The sequence below is a fragment of the Streptomyces sp. NPDC004647 genome (genome assembly GCF_040609575.1).
Classification (GTDB): domain Bacteria; phylum Actinomycetota; class Actinomycetes; order Streptomycetales; family Streptomycetaceae; genus Streptomyces.
In genome coordinates this window covers 46,819-61,810 of record NZ_JBEXKU010000016.1, presented here as the reverse complement: position 1 = coordinate 61,810, position 14,992 = coordinate 46,819, and the positions used below count along the sequence as shown (strand labels likewise).

Below are 14,992 nucleotides of genomic sequence, written 5' to 3'. Positions count from 1 at the left end.
CCCTGTCCGCACCGACCCGCAGGATCCGGCCGGGAGTTCGGCCCGGAATTCGGCCGGAACCGGCTCAGCTCATCCGCAGGGCCAGGAAGAAGTCCAGCTTGTCCTCGAGCCGCGACAGGTCACGGCCCGTCAGCTGCTCGATCCGGCCCACCCGGTACCGCAGCGTGTTCACATGCAGATGCAGCCGCGTCGCGCAGCGCGTCCACGAGCCGTCGCACTCCAGGAAGGACTCCAGCGTCGAGACCAGCTCCGCCCGGTGGCGGCGGTCGTACTCCCGCAGCGGGTCCAGGAGGCGGGCCGTGAAGGCGCGCCGGACATCGTCCGGGACGAACGGCAGCAACAGGACGTGCGAGGCCAGTTCGTGGTGGCCGGCCGCGCACACCCGGCCCGGCCGCGCCGCCGCGACCCGGCGTGCGTGCCGGGCCTCCTCCAGCGCACCGCGCAGCCCCTCCGCGGAGTGCACGGCCGCGCTGACCCCGATCGTCAGCCGTCCGTCCCCGTCCAGGCCGCGCGCCAGCGGCTCGCCGACCGCCGCCAGCAGCTCAGCGGCCTGCAAGCCCGGTAGATCCCCGTCGTCCCCGGCGGCCGCGGACGGCAGCGGCACCAGCGCGATCGCCTCGTCCCCGCTGTGCGCCACCGCGATCCGGTCCGACGGCTCCGGGCCGCCCGCCTGCGGGTCGACGAGGATCTCCTCCAGCAGCGACTGGGTGACCGGCCCGCCCTCGATGTCGCTCTCGTCCCACTCGACCCGGGCCACCACCACCTGCCAGTGCGGAGCACTGCCCAGACCGGGCAGCAGCACAGGAGCCGCCACCCGCAGACGGGCCTCGACCTCCGCGGGCGGCGCCCCGGTCTGCAACAGCTCCAGCACCTCCTGCGCCAGCCGGCGCCGCACCGTACGGGCCGCGTCCCTGCGGTCCCGTTCCACCGCGATCAGCTGCGTGACCCCGTGCAGCAGGTCGAGCCGCTCGGCCGGCCAGTCCCCAGCGTCCGCCTCGACCGCCAGCAGCCAGTCCGAGAGCACGATCTCCCGTACGTCCCGGGAGCCCGCCGCGCCGCGGCCGCCGGTGCGGATCGGGAAGAGCGAGTACGTGCTGCCGCCCTGGGTGACGACCCGGTGCGGGCCGCGCCGCCCGCTGCGCAGCGTCGCCAGATGCTCGCCCGCCAGCGCCGCGCACATCGGAGCCGACAGCTCGGGCCCGGCGCCGGCGAGGCTCGAGCCGGCGATCTGCCGGCCGGCCGGAGAGAGCACCCAGGCCCGCAGGTCCAGGTCGGAGCCGAGCAGATCGAGGACCACTTCGGGTCCGCCGCCCGCGGGCCCGGAGGTCATCAGCCGCCGGTGCCGGTCCACGACCGCCGCGAGGTCCCCGGCACGCTCGCCGGAGACCTGCCGCACCACATGCTCGGTGATCGCTGCGAACGCGACGTCCTCGTGCACCGAGAACAGCGGCAGCCGGTTGCGGGCGCAGGCCACCACCAGGTCCTCCGGGACGGATCCCAACTCCGCCTCGCCCGCCGCGAGCCCCGCGACCCCGGCCTGGGTGAGGATCCGTACGAACCGCTCGGAGTCCTCCGGCCTGCGACGCCAGGCCAGGCCCGTGAGCACCAGCTCGCCGCCCGACAGATAGCGGCTCGGGTCGCGCAGATCGGTGGTCATCACACCGCGCACACTGCGGTCCAGCTCGTCCTCGCCGCCGAGTAGTCGCAGGCCGAGGGTGTCGGTCTCCAGCAGTGCGCGCAGCCGCATCTCGTCGCCCGCCGATCGTCCTGTGTTGCCGTTGGAAAACTGCGAGGTTTCCGATCCCCGTCTTTCGTTCGAATCTACAAGACCCGGCCGGGGGCCAGCCAACTCCTTCATGGTTTCGGTGACTGCACCCACTGGGGCGTAGCTCGGTGTACTGGCCTCAGGCCGCGTCAACAGGACATGTATGAGCCGGTGAGGGCAGTCCGTCCTCGCCGGCCGGTTTCCGAAAGACCGAATGCGTAGAAGAGAGCCACCATGGACTTCCTTCGCCCCTCAGGCTGGGGTGAGGCGCTCGCCGCGAAGGCCGAGCACCCCACGGCCGTGCCCATCGCGGGTGGCACCGATGTGATGGTCGAGATCAACTTCGACCACCGCCGGCCGGAGTACCTCCTCGACCTGAACCGCATCCCCGAGCTGCGGGAGTGGGAGGTCGGCGAGGAGACCGTACGGCTGGGCGCCGCCGTGCCGTACACCCGGATCATGGAGTATCTGCGGGCCGAGCTTCCCGGCCTGGCGCTGGCCGCCCACACCGTCGGCTCCCCTCAGATCCGCAACCGCGGCACCGTGGGCGGCAATCTGGGCGCGGCCTCCCCGGCGGGCGACTGCCACCCGGCGCTGCTCTCCGCCGGGGCCGAGGTCGAGGTCGAGTCGGTCCGCGGGACCCGTCTCATCCCGGTCGAGGAGTTCTTCACCGGGGTGAAGCGCAACGCGCTCGCCGCGGACGAGCTCATCAGGGCCGTCCACATCAAGAAGGCCGGCGGGCCGCAGCAGTTCTCCAAGGTCGGCACCCGCAACGCGATGGTCATCGCGGTGTGCGCCTTCGGCCTGGCGTTGCACCCGGAGACCCGCACTGTGCGGACCGGCATCGGCTCCGCCGCACCCACCCCGGTGCGGGCCCGCGAGGCCGAGGACTTCCTGAACGCGGCGCTCGACGAGGGCGGCTTCTGGGAGAGCGGCAGGATCATCACCCCCGCCATCGCCCAGCAGTTCGCCGAGCTGTGCTCCGGGGCGTGCAACCCCATCGACGACGTACGCGGCAGCGCGAAGTACCGGCGCCACGCGGTCGGCATCATGGCCCGCCGCACGCTCGGCTGGGTCTGGGAGGCCCACCGCGGCAACGAGAGGAGCGCCCAGTGCGCGTGAACTTCACGGTCAACGGCCGTCCGCAGGAGGCCGATGACGTCTGGGAGGGCGAGTCCCTGCTGTACGTGCTGCGCGAGCGGATGGGCCTGCCGGGTTCCAAGAACGCCTGCGAGCAGGGCGAGTGCGGCTCCTGCACGGTCCGCCTCGACGGCGTACCGGTCTGCGCCTGCCTCGTCGCCGCCGGACAGGTGGAGGGCCGCGACGTCGTCACCGTCGAGGGCCTCGCCGAGTACGCCAGGCAGCGCGCCGGGAGCGGCTGCGGCGACGGCGTCTGCGGCACCGGCCTGGACGACGCCCGGAACTGGTTGCCTCGCCCGTCGGAGAGTCCGCTGCCACCGGCCGCCGACTCGCAGACCGGCGAGGCCGCGATCTCCCGCGGGACGGATCCGGAAGCCCCGGCGTCGGCTCTCTCCCCGGTCCAGCAGGCGTTCATCGACGCCGGGGCCGTGCAGTGCGGTTTCTGCACCCCGGGTCTGCTGGTCGCCGCCGACGAGCTGCTGGAGCGCAGCCCGGAGCCCTCGGACGCGGACATCCGCGAGGCCCTGTCGGGCAACCTGTGCCGCTGTACGGGCTACGAGAAGATCCTGGACGCGGTACGTCTGGCGGCCGCCCGCAGCGCGGCCGCGACCACGGGAGAGGCGGTCTGACATGGGCGTCACCCGTACCCCCACCAGCATCACCCAGGGCAGCAGGACCAGGGGCGGCATCACCGAGTCCACGCTCCGCCCCGACGGCACCCTCAAGGTGACCGGCGAATTCGCGTACGCCTCGGACCTGTGGCACGAGGACATGCTGTGGGGTTTCACCCTCCGCAGCCCACACGCACACGCCGCGATCACGTCGATCGACATCTCCGAGGCGCTGGCGACGCCCGGCGTCGAGACGGTCATGACGTACGACGACCTGCCGGCCGGCACGCACTACGGTCTGGAGTTCTGCGACCAGCCGGTACTGGCCAAGGACGTCGTCCGCTTCCACGGCGAGCCGGTGGCCCTGGTCGCCGCCGACCACCCGGAGACCGCGCGCCGCGCCGCCGCGAAGATCAGGGTCGAGTACACCGAGCTGCCGCTCGTCACCGACGAGGCCTCCGCGACCGCCGAGGGCGCCCCGGTGCTGCACCCGGACCGCGAGGACCGTCACGCCCGCCATGTGCCGCACCCCAACATCGTGCACCGGCAGCCCGTACTGCGCGGCGACGTGTCCGCCGCCGAGGCCCGGTCCGACGTCGTCGTCCGGGGCGAGTACGAGGTCGGCATGCAGGACCAGGCCTTCCTCGGACCGGAGTCGGGCCTCGCGGTCCCGGCGGAGGACGGCGGAGTCGACCTCTACATCGCCACCCAGTGGCTCCACGCGGACCACCGGCAGCTCGCCCCGGTCCTCGGCCTGCCCGACGACAAGGTCCGGATGACGCTCTCCGGCGTCGGCGGCGCCTTCGGGGGCCGCGAGGACCTGTCCATGCAGGCCCACGCCTGTCTGCTGGCGATGCGCACCGGCAAGCCGGTGAAGATCGTCTACAACCGGTTCGAGTCGTTCTTCGGCCACGTCCACCGGCACCCGGCCAAGCTCGCGTACGAGCACGGCGCGACCCGCGACGGCAAGCTCCAGTACATGAAGTGCCGGATCGTGCTGGACGGCGGCGCCTACGCCTCCACCACCGCGGCGGTCGTCGGCAACGCCGCGTCCCTGGGCGCCGGCCCGTATGTGATCGACAACGTCGACATCGAGGTCGTCGGGCTCTACACCAACAACCCGCCCTGCGGCGCCATGCGCGGCTTCGGCGCGGTCCAGGCCTGCTTCGCGTACGAGGCACAGATGGACAAGCTCGCCGCGGAGCTGGACCTGGACCCGGTGGAGTTCCGCCGGCTCAACGCGATGTCACAGGGCTCGACCATGCCGACAGGCCAGGTCGTCGACTCCCCGGCGCCGGTCGCCGAACTGCTGCGCCGCGTCAAGGCACTGCCGGTGCCGCCGGAGAAGCAGTGGGAGGCCGCGGGGCCCCAGGGCCACTCCACCGACGTCCGCGCCTTGCCGGGCGGTCTGTCCAACACGACCCACGGCGAGGGCGTCGTCCGCGGAGTCGGCTACGCCGTCGGCATCAAGAACGTCGGCTTCTCCGAGGGCTTCGACGACTACTCCACCGCCCGCGTACGGCTGGAGGCCGTCGGCGGCGAGCCGGTCGCCCTGGTGCACACCGCGATGGCCGAGGTCGGGCAGGGCGGGGTCACCGTGCACGCCCAGATCGCCCGCACCGAACTCGGCGTCACGCAGGTGACCATCCAACCGGCCGACACCCGGGTCGGCTCCGCCGGCTCCACCTCCGCGTCCCGCCAGACCTATGTCACCGGCGGCGCGGTGAAGCACACCTGCGAGGCCGTCCGCGAAAAGGTGCTCGAGCTGGGCCGCCGGAAGTTCGGCTCGTACCACCCGGCGTGGGCGACCGCCGAGCTGCTGCTCGAGGGCGGCAAGGTCGTCACCGACGGCGGTGAGGTCCTCGCCGACCTGGCCGACGTGCTGGAGGACGAGGCCATCGACATCGAACTGGAGTGGCGGCACCGCCCGACCGAGCCGTTCGACCTGGTCACGGGGCAGGGTTTCGGTCACGTCCAGTACTCCTTCTGCGCCCATCGCGCGGTCGTGGAGGTGGACACCGAGCTCGGCCTGGTGAAGGTCATCGAGCTGGCGGCCGCCCAGGACGTCGGCAAGGCACTCAACCCGCTGTCCGTGGTCGGCCAGATCCAGGGCGGTACGACCCAGGGCCTCGGCCTCGCCGTCATGGAGGAGATCGTCGTGTCCCAGGACGGACGCGTGCGCAATCCCTCCTTCACCGACTACCTGATCCCGACCATCCTCGACACCCCGACCATGCCGGTCGATGTGCTCGAGCTGGCCGATGAGCACGCGCCGTACGGGCTGCGCGGTGTCGGCGAAGCGCCGACGCTGTCCTCCACCCCGGCCGTGGTCGCCGCCATCCGGGCGGCGACCGGCCTGGCCCTCGCGCGCGTGCCGGTCCGCCCCGAGCACCTCACCGGCACCTGACAGCTCTCCGGGCGGTACGGACGGCTCGTCCGCACCGCCCGGGGACCGGCACCGTACCGCTCGCGGTGTGCAGTGCAGTACCCCGTTTCGCAGTACCCCGTTCGTTCGTCTCGGGCCGTCCCCCGGGTCGTGCATCCCAAATCCCGCGGAGATTTCCCCCGCACGCGGGTGCCCCTATGAACCTTGGGAGTTCGCACCATGACCCAGTCGTCAGTAGAGCCGAGGACCGCGTCGCCGGACGCGGGCTCCGGCTCCCGCCCGCCCACGGGCCGGTCCTGGCTCGACCGGTACTTCCACATATCCGCCCGAGAATCGACGGTCGCGCGAGAGGTGCGCGGCGGCATCACCACCTTCATGGCGATGGCGTACATCCTGCTGCTCAACCCGCTGCTGCTGTCCGGTGAGGACGCGAGCGGGAACACCCTGGCCCGCACCGGTCTGATCACGGCCACCGCGTTCGCCGCGGCCGTCAGCACCCTGCTGATGGGCTTCGCCGGGAAGGTGCCGCTGGCGCTGGCCGCCGGACTCGGCGTCTCGGGTGTGGTGTCCACCCAGGTGGCTCCCAACATGACGTGGCCGCAGGCCATGGGCATGTGCGTGATCTACGGCCTGGTGATCTGCCTGCTGGTCGTCACCGGACTCCGCGAGATGATCATGAACGCCATCCCGCTGGCGCTGAAGCACGCCATCACCATCGGCATCGGGATGTTCATCGCGCTGATCGGCCTCGTGAAGGCCGGCTTCGTACAGATGGGTGTGGAAGCAGCCCCGGTCACCCTGGGGGCCGGCGGCGCGCTCGCCGGCTGGCCCGTACTGATCTTCTGCGTCACTCTGCTGCTCATCTTCATGCTGCAGGCCCGCAACGTCCCGGGCGCGATCCTGATCGGCATCGTGGCCGGCACGGTCATCGCGGTGGTGGTCAACGCGGTCGGCAACCTCGACCCCAAGACCTGGGGCGGCGCCCCGCCCGAGCTCGACGGAAGCGCGGTGTCCTCGCCGGACTTCTCGCTCTTCGGCCAGGTCGAGTTCGGCGGCTGGGACTCGGTCGGCGCCATGACCGTCGGCGTGATCGTCTTCACGCTCGTGCTGGCCGGCTTCTTCGACGCGATGGCCACGATCATCGGTGTCGGCACCGAGGCGGGGCTCGCGGACGGCAAGGGCCGGATGCCGGGGCTCAGCAAGGCGCTGTTCATTGACGGCGCGGGCGGTGCGATCGGCGGTGCCTCGAGCGCCTCCGGGCAGACCGTCTTCATCGAGTCGGCCACCGGCGTCGGCGAGGGCGCGCGTACGGGACTGTCGAGCGTGGTCACGGGTCTGTTCTTCGCGGCCTGTCTGTTCTTCACGCCGCTCACCCAGATCGTTCCGGGCCAGGTCGCGGCCGCGGCCCTGGTCGTCATCGGCGCGATGATGATGCAGAACGCCAGGCATGTGGACTGGAGCGACCGGGCGGTGGCGATCCCGGTCTTCCTGACCGTCGTGCTGATGCCGTTCACGTACTCCATCACGGTGGGCGTCGGCGCGGGCGTCATCGCCTTCACCGCCATCAAGGCGGCGCAGGGAAAGTGGCGCGAGCCCGGTGCCTTCATGTGGGTGCTGACCGGGATCTTCCTCGTCTACTTCGCCCTCAGCCCCATCGAGCACTGGCTCGGCGTCAAGTAGCGCCGCCGTGTCCTCCGCGCAACCCTGAAGGAGAGGTGATCGCCATGCTGGACATCGCCGAAGAGCTCGACCGGTGGTGCGAGCAGGGACGCGACTTCGCCGTCGCCACGGTCGTGGCGATCAGCGGCAGCGCACCCCGGCAGCCCGGTGCGGCCCTCGCGGTCGACACCGACGGCACGGCGATCGGCTCCGTCTCCGGCGGCTGCGTGGAGGGCGCGGTGTACGAGCTGTGCGAGCGGGCCCTGGAGACCGGCGAGTCGGTACTCGAGCGGTTCGGGTACAGCGACGAGGACGCCTTCGCCGTCGGGCTGACCTGCGGCGGTGTCATCGACATCCTCGTCACCCCGGTCCGTGGGGGTGGTTCCTCGGCGGGGGGCGGTTCCCCGGTCCGTGCGGGGAGCTCCTCGGTGGAGGGCGGCTCCTCGGCGGCGGTCGGTTCTTCGGCGGGGGCCGGTTCCTCGGCGGAGCCCGGTTCCTCCGCGGAGCGCACCGACCGGGAGACGTTCGCGGTCGCGCTGGCCGCCGCTGCCGCAGGGGAGGCGGCGGCAGTCGCGCGCATCGTCGAGGGCCCGCCGGAGCTGCTGGGCCGGCCGCTGGTCGTACGGCCCGGCGGCTCGTCCACCGGGACTCTGGGCGGTCACCCGGAGCTGGACCGTACGGCGGCGGGGGAGGCCGTCGCCCTACTGGACGCGGGACGCACGGAGACGATCGTGATCGGCGCCGACGGCAGCCGCTGCGGACAGCCGGTGGTCCTGCTGGTGGAATCCAGCGTGCCGCCGCCCCGCATGATCGTCTTCGGCGCGATCGACTTCGCCTCGGCTCTCGTCCGGGTCGGCAAGTTCCTCGGTTACCGCGTCACGGTGTGCGACGCCCGCCGCGTCTTCACCACCGCGCTGCGCTTCCCCGAGGCCGACGAGATCGTGGTCGACTGGCCGCATCGCTACCTCGACTCGACCGAGGTCGACAGCCGTACGGTGCTGTGCGTGCTCACCCACGACGCCAAGTTCGACGTCCCGCTGCTGGAGCGGGCGCTGAGGCTGCCGGTCGCCTACGTCGGCGCGATGGGCTCCCGCCGCACCCACCTCGACCGCCTCGACCGGCTGCGCCAGGCCGGTCTCACGGAGCTGGAACTGGCCAAGCTGCGCTCCCCGATCGGCCTCGACCTCGGCGCCCGTACGTCCGAGGAGACGGCCCTGTCGATCGCCGCGGAGATCGTGGCGAACCGCCGCGGCGGCACGGGCGTACCCCTGACCGGCGCCCACACCCCGATCCACCACGACGCGACTGAACCGACAGGCCGAATCGACTCGGTCGTCGCCTGAGCCTGCTGCGGGGTATGCGAGGCGGCTTCCAGAGGTCATCCCACCCCACAGTGCTACGAGCGTCGCGTCACCGTCATTGATGCCTTCTTCGTCCTCGCCGACACAATCATCACCGTGCGCGGCCCGATCCGGTGGTCCTGGACAACTCACCGCTGGGACGAACGGCCGAACCGCCGACCATGACCACACACCTACTGTATCCGCGCGACCTCTTACCGCGGCGCGACGGCCGCGAGTACTCCCCGTGTAGCCGTTCCGTTTGGCCAGGTCCACCCGGCGACGAGGCGTCCGGACGACCTCTGCGCGGCCTCCGCCGGCCGCAGGACGCGGTTGACCTGAACGTCAAGCCCGTCGTCAGGGCCAGTTCCGTGCACGGTGACCGTCGGGTCAGGGGCGTCGCTCTTGCTCTGCTGCTGCGGCATCGCCTCACCGCGCAGGAGGGTGCGCAACTGCGCCACCACCACCGGGTCGTGGACGCCATCGTAGATCCACCGGGTGCCGAGCACCACATGCTCGGAGGTGCCGATCAGCGCCTCGCCGGGGACGCCCTCCAGCGCCGCACCGCGGTATTTGCCGCCTGTGAATACTCTGTGGATGCACTGTAAGAGATGTAATGGAGATGGAGAAATTCCGGGTGAGGTCTCGCGGCGGCCCGGCCGCCCATTACGCCCCTTACACCATGCCGCAGAAAGCAAAAAAGGAGTGAGGGCGGTATCGGCCGATCCAGGCCGACACCGCCCTCACCCCCCGGCGCTGTGCGCAGGCAGGCTCAACCGCGGCAGTCGCCGACTTACTTGCCGAGCTCGGCGTCGAGGTTCTCGAAGGAGTCCGCCGCCTTCTCCAGGTACTGGGCCAGGCCGTCGAGACCCTCGTTGGTCTTCGACATGCCCTGCTTGAACTCCTCGAAGTCCTGGCCGAACTTCTTCGACGCCTGCCGGGTGACGAAGCCGCTCTCGAGCAGGCCGTCGATGTAGGTCTTCAGGTCCTGGAGCTTCTCCTCGATGCGCTCCTTCTCGCGGTTCATCTTCTTCGCGGCGGCCCGCATGTCCTCATATGTGACATCGAGGTCTTTAGCCATGACGCTCCCCTTCCCTCCGTTGACGACCGCGAGGTCCCCCTCCCGGCATACGTGTGGCGCGCACCGGTTCGGGCACACGCCGTTGGGCACCTTAGTCGCTAACCACTCACAGATGCACACAAGTTCAGTCACGCGGCCATCAACTCCCCTTAAATCGGGACGTTGTTGAGGAATACCGCAGGTGCACGACCGAGTTGCCGGGACGATATTCTCTCCCTCGTAGAGAGGCATTTCGAGGAGGAGCTAAGTGCGTTTGAAGCTGACTGTCGTCGACCCCTATACGAACGCCAGCAAAGACCTTGTCCTCGATGCCGACCCGGAGACCCGTATCGACGCCGTTGCCCGGGAGCTGGCGGCCCGGGTGCGGGGTGGGGTCGGGCCCGGCTCGCTCGCCGGGCAGCCCGGTCCCGCGCTCTACGTCGACAACTGCCAAGTGGACCCCGCCCACACCGTCACCACCTCCCCGCTGCGCGACGGCGCGGTGGTGAGCCTGGACGACCCCTCCGCCACGCTGCCCGGCGAGCAGTCCGGTGTCATCGAGGTCCGGGTGGCCGGCGGGCCCGACGCCGGCGCCGTGTACCGGTTCGGCATCGGCCGGTACGACATAGGCTCCGGCCCGAACTGCCAACTGATCATCGACGACCCGGAGTTGCCCCAGCGCGCGCTGACGCTCTACGTGGTCTCCGCGGACGACCTCCGCCTGACCGTGCACGGCGGCAGGCAGGGCGGCGAGGGGCCGGGACAGCAGCCAGGCGGGCAGCCCGGCCGGCCGGGTGCGGCACCCGAGGACAAGGAGCCCAAGCCTGACGAGGTGCGCGTCGACGGCAAGCCGCTCGAAGGGCAGCGGCTGCGCGTCGGCTCCCAGCTCGCCATCGGCAACACCCTGCTCGACGTGGCCCGTTACACGCCCCCGGACGCGGCCCTGAAGTGGTCCGACGACGCCTCCGGGCTCGACTACAACCGCCCCCCGCGGCTGCGCCCCCCGGAGCGCACCACCAAGTTCCGCCTGCCGGCGCCCCCGAAGGAGTACGAGGCCCGGCCGCTGCCCTGGCTGATGGCGCTGTCCCCGCTCGCCATGGCCGTCACCATGGCGTTGGTGATGGGGCGCATGACGTACCTGCTGATCGCGGTCTTCAGCCCGCTGATCATGATCGCCAACTACTTCTGGGACAAGAAGCACGGCCGCAAGTCCCACGCCAAGCAGGTCAAGGAGTACGAGGAGCACAAGGCCCGGATCGAGCGCGACGCGCAGGAGGCGCTGGTCCTGGAGCGCGGCGACCGCCGCCTCGACCACCCGGACCCCGGCACCATCTGGGCCAACGCCACCGGCCCCCGCACGCGTCTGTGGGAGCGCCGCCGCAGCGACGCCGATCACCTGCTGCTGCGGGTGGGCACCGGCCGACTGCCCTCCGCCGTCGTCCTCGACGACCCCGAGCAGGACGACCACCGCCGCCAGGTCACCTGGGACATCGCCGACACCCCCGTCGTCCTGCACCTGGGCCGGCTCGGCGTGATCGGCTTCGCGGGTCCCGACGATACCGCGCGCAGCCTGGCGCGGTGGACGGTGACGCAGGCGGCCGCCCTGCACAGCCCGCTGGACGTGCAGTTCTACGTGCTCACCGAGGCGAACGCGCAGGCCGGTTGGGACTGGGTCCGCTGGCTGCCGCATGCCCGTCCGACGGCGCAGGACGCCAACGTCCTCATCGGGAACGACGCCGAGACCGTCGGCGCCCGTATCGGCGAACTCACCCAGATCCTTGAGGCCAGGCAGAAGGCCGCCCAGGAGAACCGCGGTCAGGTGGGCTTCTCCGACCCCGACATCGTCGTCGTCTGGGACGGCTCGCGCCGGCTGCGCTCGATGCCCGGCGTCGTACGGCTGCTGAAGGAAGGCCCGGCCGTATCGATGTACGCGATCTGCCTGGACGCCGAGGAGCGCTTCCTGCCGGGCGAGTGCAAGGGCATCGTGATCGCGGAGCCGCGCAATGCCCGGCACGCCAGGCACGAGCAGCAGGCCGGCGGCGGCGCGAGCGACGCTCTCGAAGTGCTGCGGCGGGCCGCCGAGGAGGAGCAGCGGAAGAACGCGGCGGCCGAGGCCGGCAGGTCGCGCCGCAAGCGGAAGCGGAAGAAGTCGGCCGCGCCCGCCACGCCGGCGCTGACCAACACCGCCGCTGTGCTGCTCTCCCTCGACAACCAGAGCGGCGCCCCCGCGCCGGCGGCGCCGGTGGCTGCGGAGCAGGTCGACCCCTCCGTGCTGCGGCTGCGCGTGCAGCAGGAGGGCAAGGCCAAAGTCCTGGGCGTACGGCCCGACTTCGTCTCGCCGGCCTGGTGCGCCCGGGTGGCCCGGGCGCTCGCCCCGCTGCGCGACATCAGCGGCGAGGCGACGGACAGCGCGCTGCCGGACGCCAGTCGGCTCCTTGACGTCATCGGGATGGAGCCGCCGACGGCCGGCGCGGTGGCCGCCCGCTGGCAGACCGGCGGGCAGTCCACGCTGGCGATGGTCGGTGAGTCGTACGACGGGCCGTTCGGCATCGACATCCGCAAGGACGGGCCGCACGGCCTCATCGCGGGTACGACGGGCTCCGGCAAGTCCGAGCTGCTGCAGACGATCGTCGCCGCGCTGGCGGTGGCGAACACGCCGGAGAACATGACCTTCGTGCTCGTCGACTACAAGGGCGGCAGCGCGTTCAAGGACTGCGTCCACCTGCCGCACACCGTCGGCATGGTCACCGACCTCGACGCCCACCTCGTCGAGCGCGCCCTGGAATCGCTCGGCGCCGAGCTGCACCGCCGCGAGCACATGCTCGCCCAGGTCGGGGCGAAGGACATCGAGGACTACCAGGACCTGGTGCGCCGTAATCCGGGTATGGCGCCGCTGCCCCGACTGCTGCTGGTCATCGACGAGTTCGCGTCCATGGTCCGCGACCTGCCGGACTTCGTCACCGGCCTTGTCAACATCGCCCAGCGCGGCCGCTCCCTCGGCATCCACCTGATGCTGGCCACCCAGCGGCCGTCCGGCGTGGTCTCGCCGGAGATCCGGGCCAACACCAACCTCCGTATCGCCCTGCGGGTCACCGACGGCGGCGAGTCGACGGACGTCATCGACTCGCCCGAGGCCGGCAACATCTCCAAGAACAACCCGGGCCGCGCCTACGTGCGCACCGGCGCAGCCTCCCTCATCCCCTTCCAGTCCGGCCGCGTCGGCGGCCGCCGCCCCGGCACCGTGGACCCGATGGCCGTCGCCCCGTGGACCGGGGAGCTGGACTGGGCCGGCCTGGGCCGCGCGGCGCTGGCGAAGCCCGCGGCCGCCAAGAGCGAGGAAGAGGAGATCACCGACCTGAAGGTGCTGGTCGACGCCGTCCGGGAGGCCAACGCGCACCTGCGCATCCCGCAGCAGCACAGCCCGTGGCTGCCGGCCCTTGCGGAGACCTTGCTGCCGGAGGACCTGCCGCCGGCGCAGGGTCTGGGCGTGCTGCCCCCGGCGCCGTACGGCATCGAGGACCTGCCGTCGAGCCAGGCCCGCCGCGCGGTCGCGATCGACTTCGCCACCTTCGGCCACCTGCTCATCGCGGGTGCGCCGCGCAGCGGCCGGTCCCAGGTGCTGCGTACGATCGCGGGCTCCCTGGCCCGCACCCTCTCCTGCGCCGACGTCCACCTGTACGGCATCGACTGCGGCAACGGCGCGCTGAACGCTCTGTCCAAGCTGCCGCACTGCGGCGCGGTGGTGGGCCGCAACCAGAGCGAGCGGGCCGTCCGCCTGGTCCGCCGGCTGTCGGCGGAGGCGAGCAGGCGGCAGGAGCTCCTTGCGGAGTACGGCTTCGCGGACATCGGCGAGCAGCGCGCCGGGATGCCGGAGGACCGGCGGCTGCCGCATATCGTGCTGCTCCTTGACCGCTGGGAGGGCTGGGTCTCCTCCCTGGGCGAGCTGGAACACGGCGAGCTGACCGACGAGTTGCTGACCCTGATGCGCGAGGGCGCGAGCGTCGGCATCCACCTGGTGATCACGGGTGACAGGCAGCTGCTGACCGGTCGGATCTCCTCGCTGACGGAGGACAAGTACGGCCTGCGCCTTGCGGACCGTAGCGACTTCTCGATGCTGGGCATCAACAGCCGCAAGGTGCCGGACGAGATCCCGCCAGGCCGCGCGTTCCGCAACGAGGCGGGTACGGAGATCCAGTTCGCGCTGCTGAGCGAGGACGCCACCGGGCAGGGGCAGAACGCTGCCCTTGTGGCCATCGGAGAGGGGGCGACTCGCCGGGACGCGGCGGTGCCGCGGGCCCTGCGGCCGTTCCGGGTGGACTCGCTGCCCAGCCGCATCACCTTCGACCAGGCATGGCAGCACGTCGACCCGGCGGCGTCCGCCTCGCCGCTGTGGGGCCTGGTGGGCGTCGGCGGCGACGACCTGACGGCCTTCGGCCCGGACCTGGCGTACGGCTCGCCGGGCTTCGTGATCGCGGGCCCGGCGAAGTCGGGCCGCTCGACGGTGCTGATGAACCTGGCGCGTACGTTTGTGGGCCGCGGCGCCCGCCTGGTCGTCGCTGCCCCGCGGACCTCCCCGCTGCGCGAACTGAACGGCCTTGAGGGCGTGCTGGCGGTCTTCACGGGCAGCGACATCGAGGAGGACGAGCTGCAGGAGGCCGTGGCGACGGCGTCTGTGGAGCGTCCGATCGTCGTCCTGATCGACGACGGCGAGCTGCTGGAGGACTGCGATGCGGAGGACGAGTTCAAGAGGCTGATCTCGACGGGCTCCGACCGCGGCATCGGCATCGTCATCGCCGGCGACGAGGACGACGTCTGCTCGGGCTTCAGCGGTTGGCAGGTCGACCTGAAGAAGTCCAAGCGCGGCCTGCTGCTGTCCCCGCAGGACACGTCGAGCGGCGAACTGATCGGCGTGCGCCTGAGCCGGAGCGCGGTGGGCGGCCCGGTGACCACGGGCAAGGGCCTGCTGCACCTGGGGAGCGGGGAGGCGTTCACGGTGACTGTGCCGGTGGGTTGATCCGCAACGGGAGCTGT

At 71.5% G+C, this 14,992-nt stretch carries 8 protein-coding genes and 2 pseudogenes; 7 read left to right on the top strand and 3 right to left on the bottom strand.

Annotation, left to right across the window (positions count from 1 at the left end):
• Window positions 1-64 precede the first annotated feature (64 nt).
• Entirely contained in the window at window positions 65-1,747 is a 1,683-nt protein-coding gene (locus ABZW18_RS09860; protein ID WP_356184620.1) for a PucR family transcriptional regulator ligand-binding domain-containing protein, read from the bottom strand.
• Between the two features lie 252 nt (window positions 1,748-1,999).
• Between ABZW18_RS09860 and ABZW18_RS09855 the strand changes: the two genes are divergently transcribed.
• From ABZW18_RS09855 to ABZW18_RS09830, 6 genes and pseudogenes are all read left to right on the top strand, one after another.
• Entirely contained in the window at window positions 2,000-2,887 is an 888-nt protein-coding gene (locus ABZW18_RS09855; RefSeq protein WP_356184619.1) for a xanthine dehydrogenase family protein subunit M, read from the top strand.
• The gene (locus ABZW18_RS09850) at window positions 2,878-3,534 is read left to right on the top strand and encodes a (2Fe-2S)-binding protein (RefSeq protein WP_356184617.1); all 657 of its coding nucleotides are present in this window, start codon (window positions 2,878-2,880) and stop codon (window positions 3,532-3,534) included. Before ABZW18_RS09855 ends, ABZW18_RS09850 begins: the two co-directional genes overlap by 10 nt.
• A 1-nt stretch (window position 3,535) precedes the next feature.
• Window positions 3,536-5,923 carry a molybdopterin cofactor-binding domain-containing protein gene (locus ABZW18_RS09845; RefSeq protein ID WP_356184615.1) on the top strand — a complete coding sequence of 796 codons (2,388 nt, stop codon included), beginning with the start codon at window positions 3,536-3,538 and terminating at the stop codon, window positions 5,921-5,923.
• Window positions 5,924-6,121: 198 nt separating this feature from the next.
• Window positions 6,122-7,582 (top strand): NCS2 family permease, encoded by a 1,461-nt coding sequence (locus ABZW18_RS09840; RefSeq protein ID WP_356184613.1) that lies wholly within the window; start codon window positions 6,122-6,124, stop codon window positions 7,580-7,582.
• Window positions 7,583-7,626: 44 nt separating this feature from the next.
• Entirely contained in the window at window positions 7,627-8,904 is a 1,278-nt protein-coding gene (locus ABZW18_RS09835) for an XdhC/CoxI family protein (RefSeq protein WP_356184725.1), read from the top strand.
• 48 nt (window positions 8,905-8,952) lie between these two features.
• Window positions 8,953-9,087 (top strand): annotated as a pseudogene (locus ABZW18_RS09830) (IS5/IS1182 family transposase); the annotation flags it as partial.
• Window positions 9,088-9,116: 29 nt separating this feature from the next.
• Here ABZW18_RS09830 and ABZW18_RS09825 read toward each other — a convergent pair.
• A pseudogene (locus tag ABZW18_RS09825) lies at window positions 9,117-9,473 on the bottom strand (1,4-alpha-glucan branching protein); the annotation flags it as partial.
• A gap of 221 nt (window positions 9,474-9,694) precedes the next feature.
• A complete protein-coding gene (locus ABZW18_RS09820) occupies window positions 9,695-9,982 on the bottom strand; it encodes a WXG100 family type VII secretion target (RefSeq protein WP_356184611.1) in 288 nt (95 codons plus the stop codon).
• 247 nt (window positions 9,983-10,229) lie between these two features.
• Here ABZW18_RS09820 and ABZW18_RS09815 point away from each other — a divergent pair, with 247 nt between their 5' ends.
• Window positions 10,230-14,975, top strand: a complete 4,746-nt coding sequence (locus ABZW18_RS09815; RefSeq protein WP_356184609.1) for an FtsK/SpoIIIE domain-containing protein — start codon at window positions 10,230-10,232, stop codon at window positions 14,973-14,975.
• The last annotated feature ends 17 nt before the right edge of the window (window positions 14,976-14,992 follow it).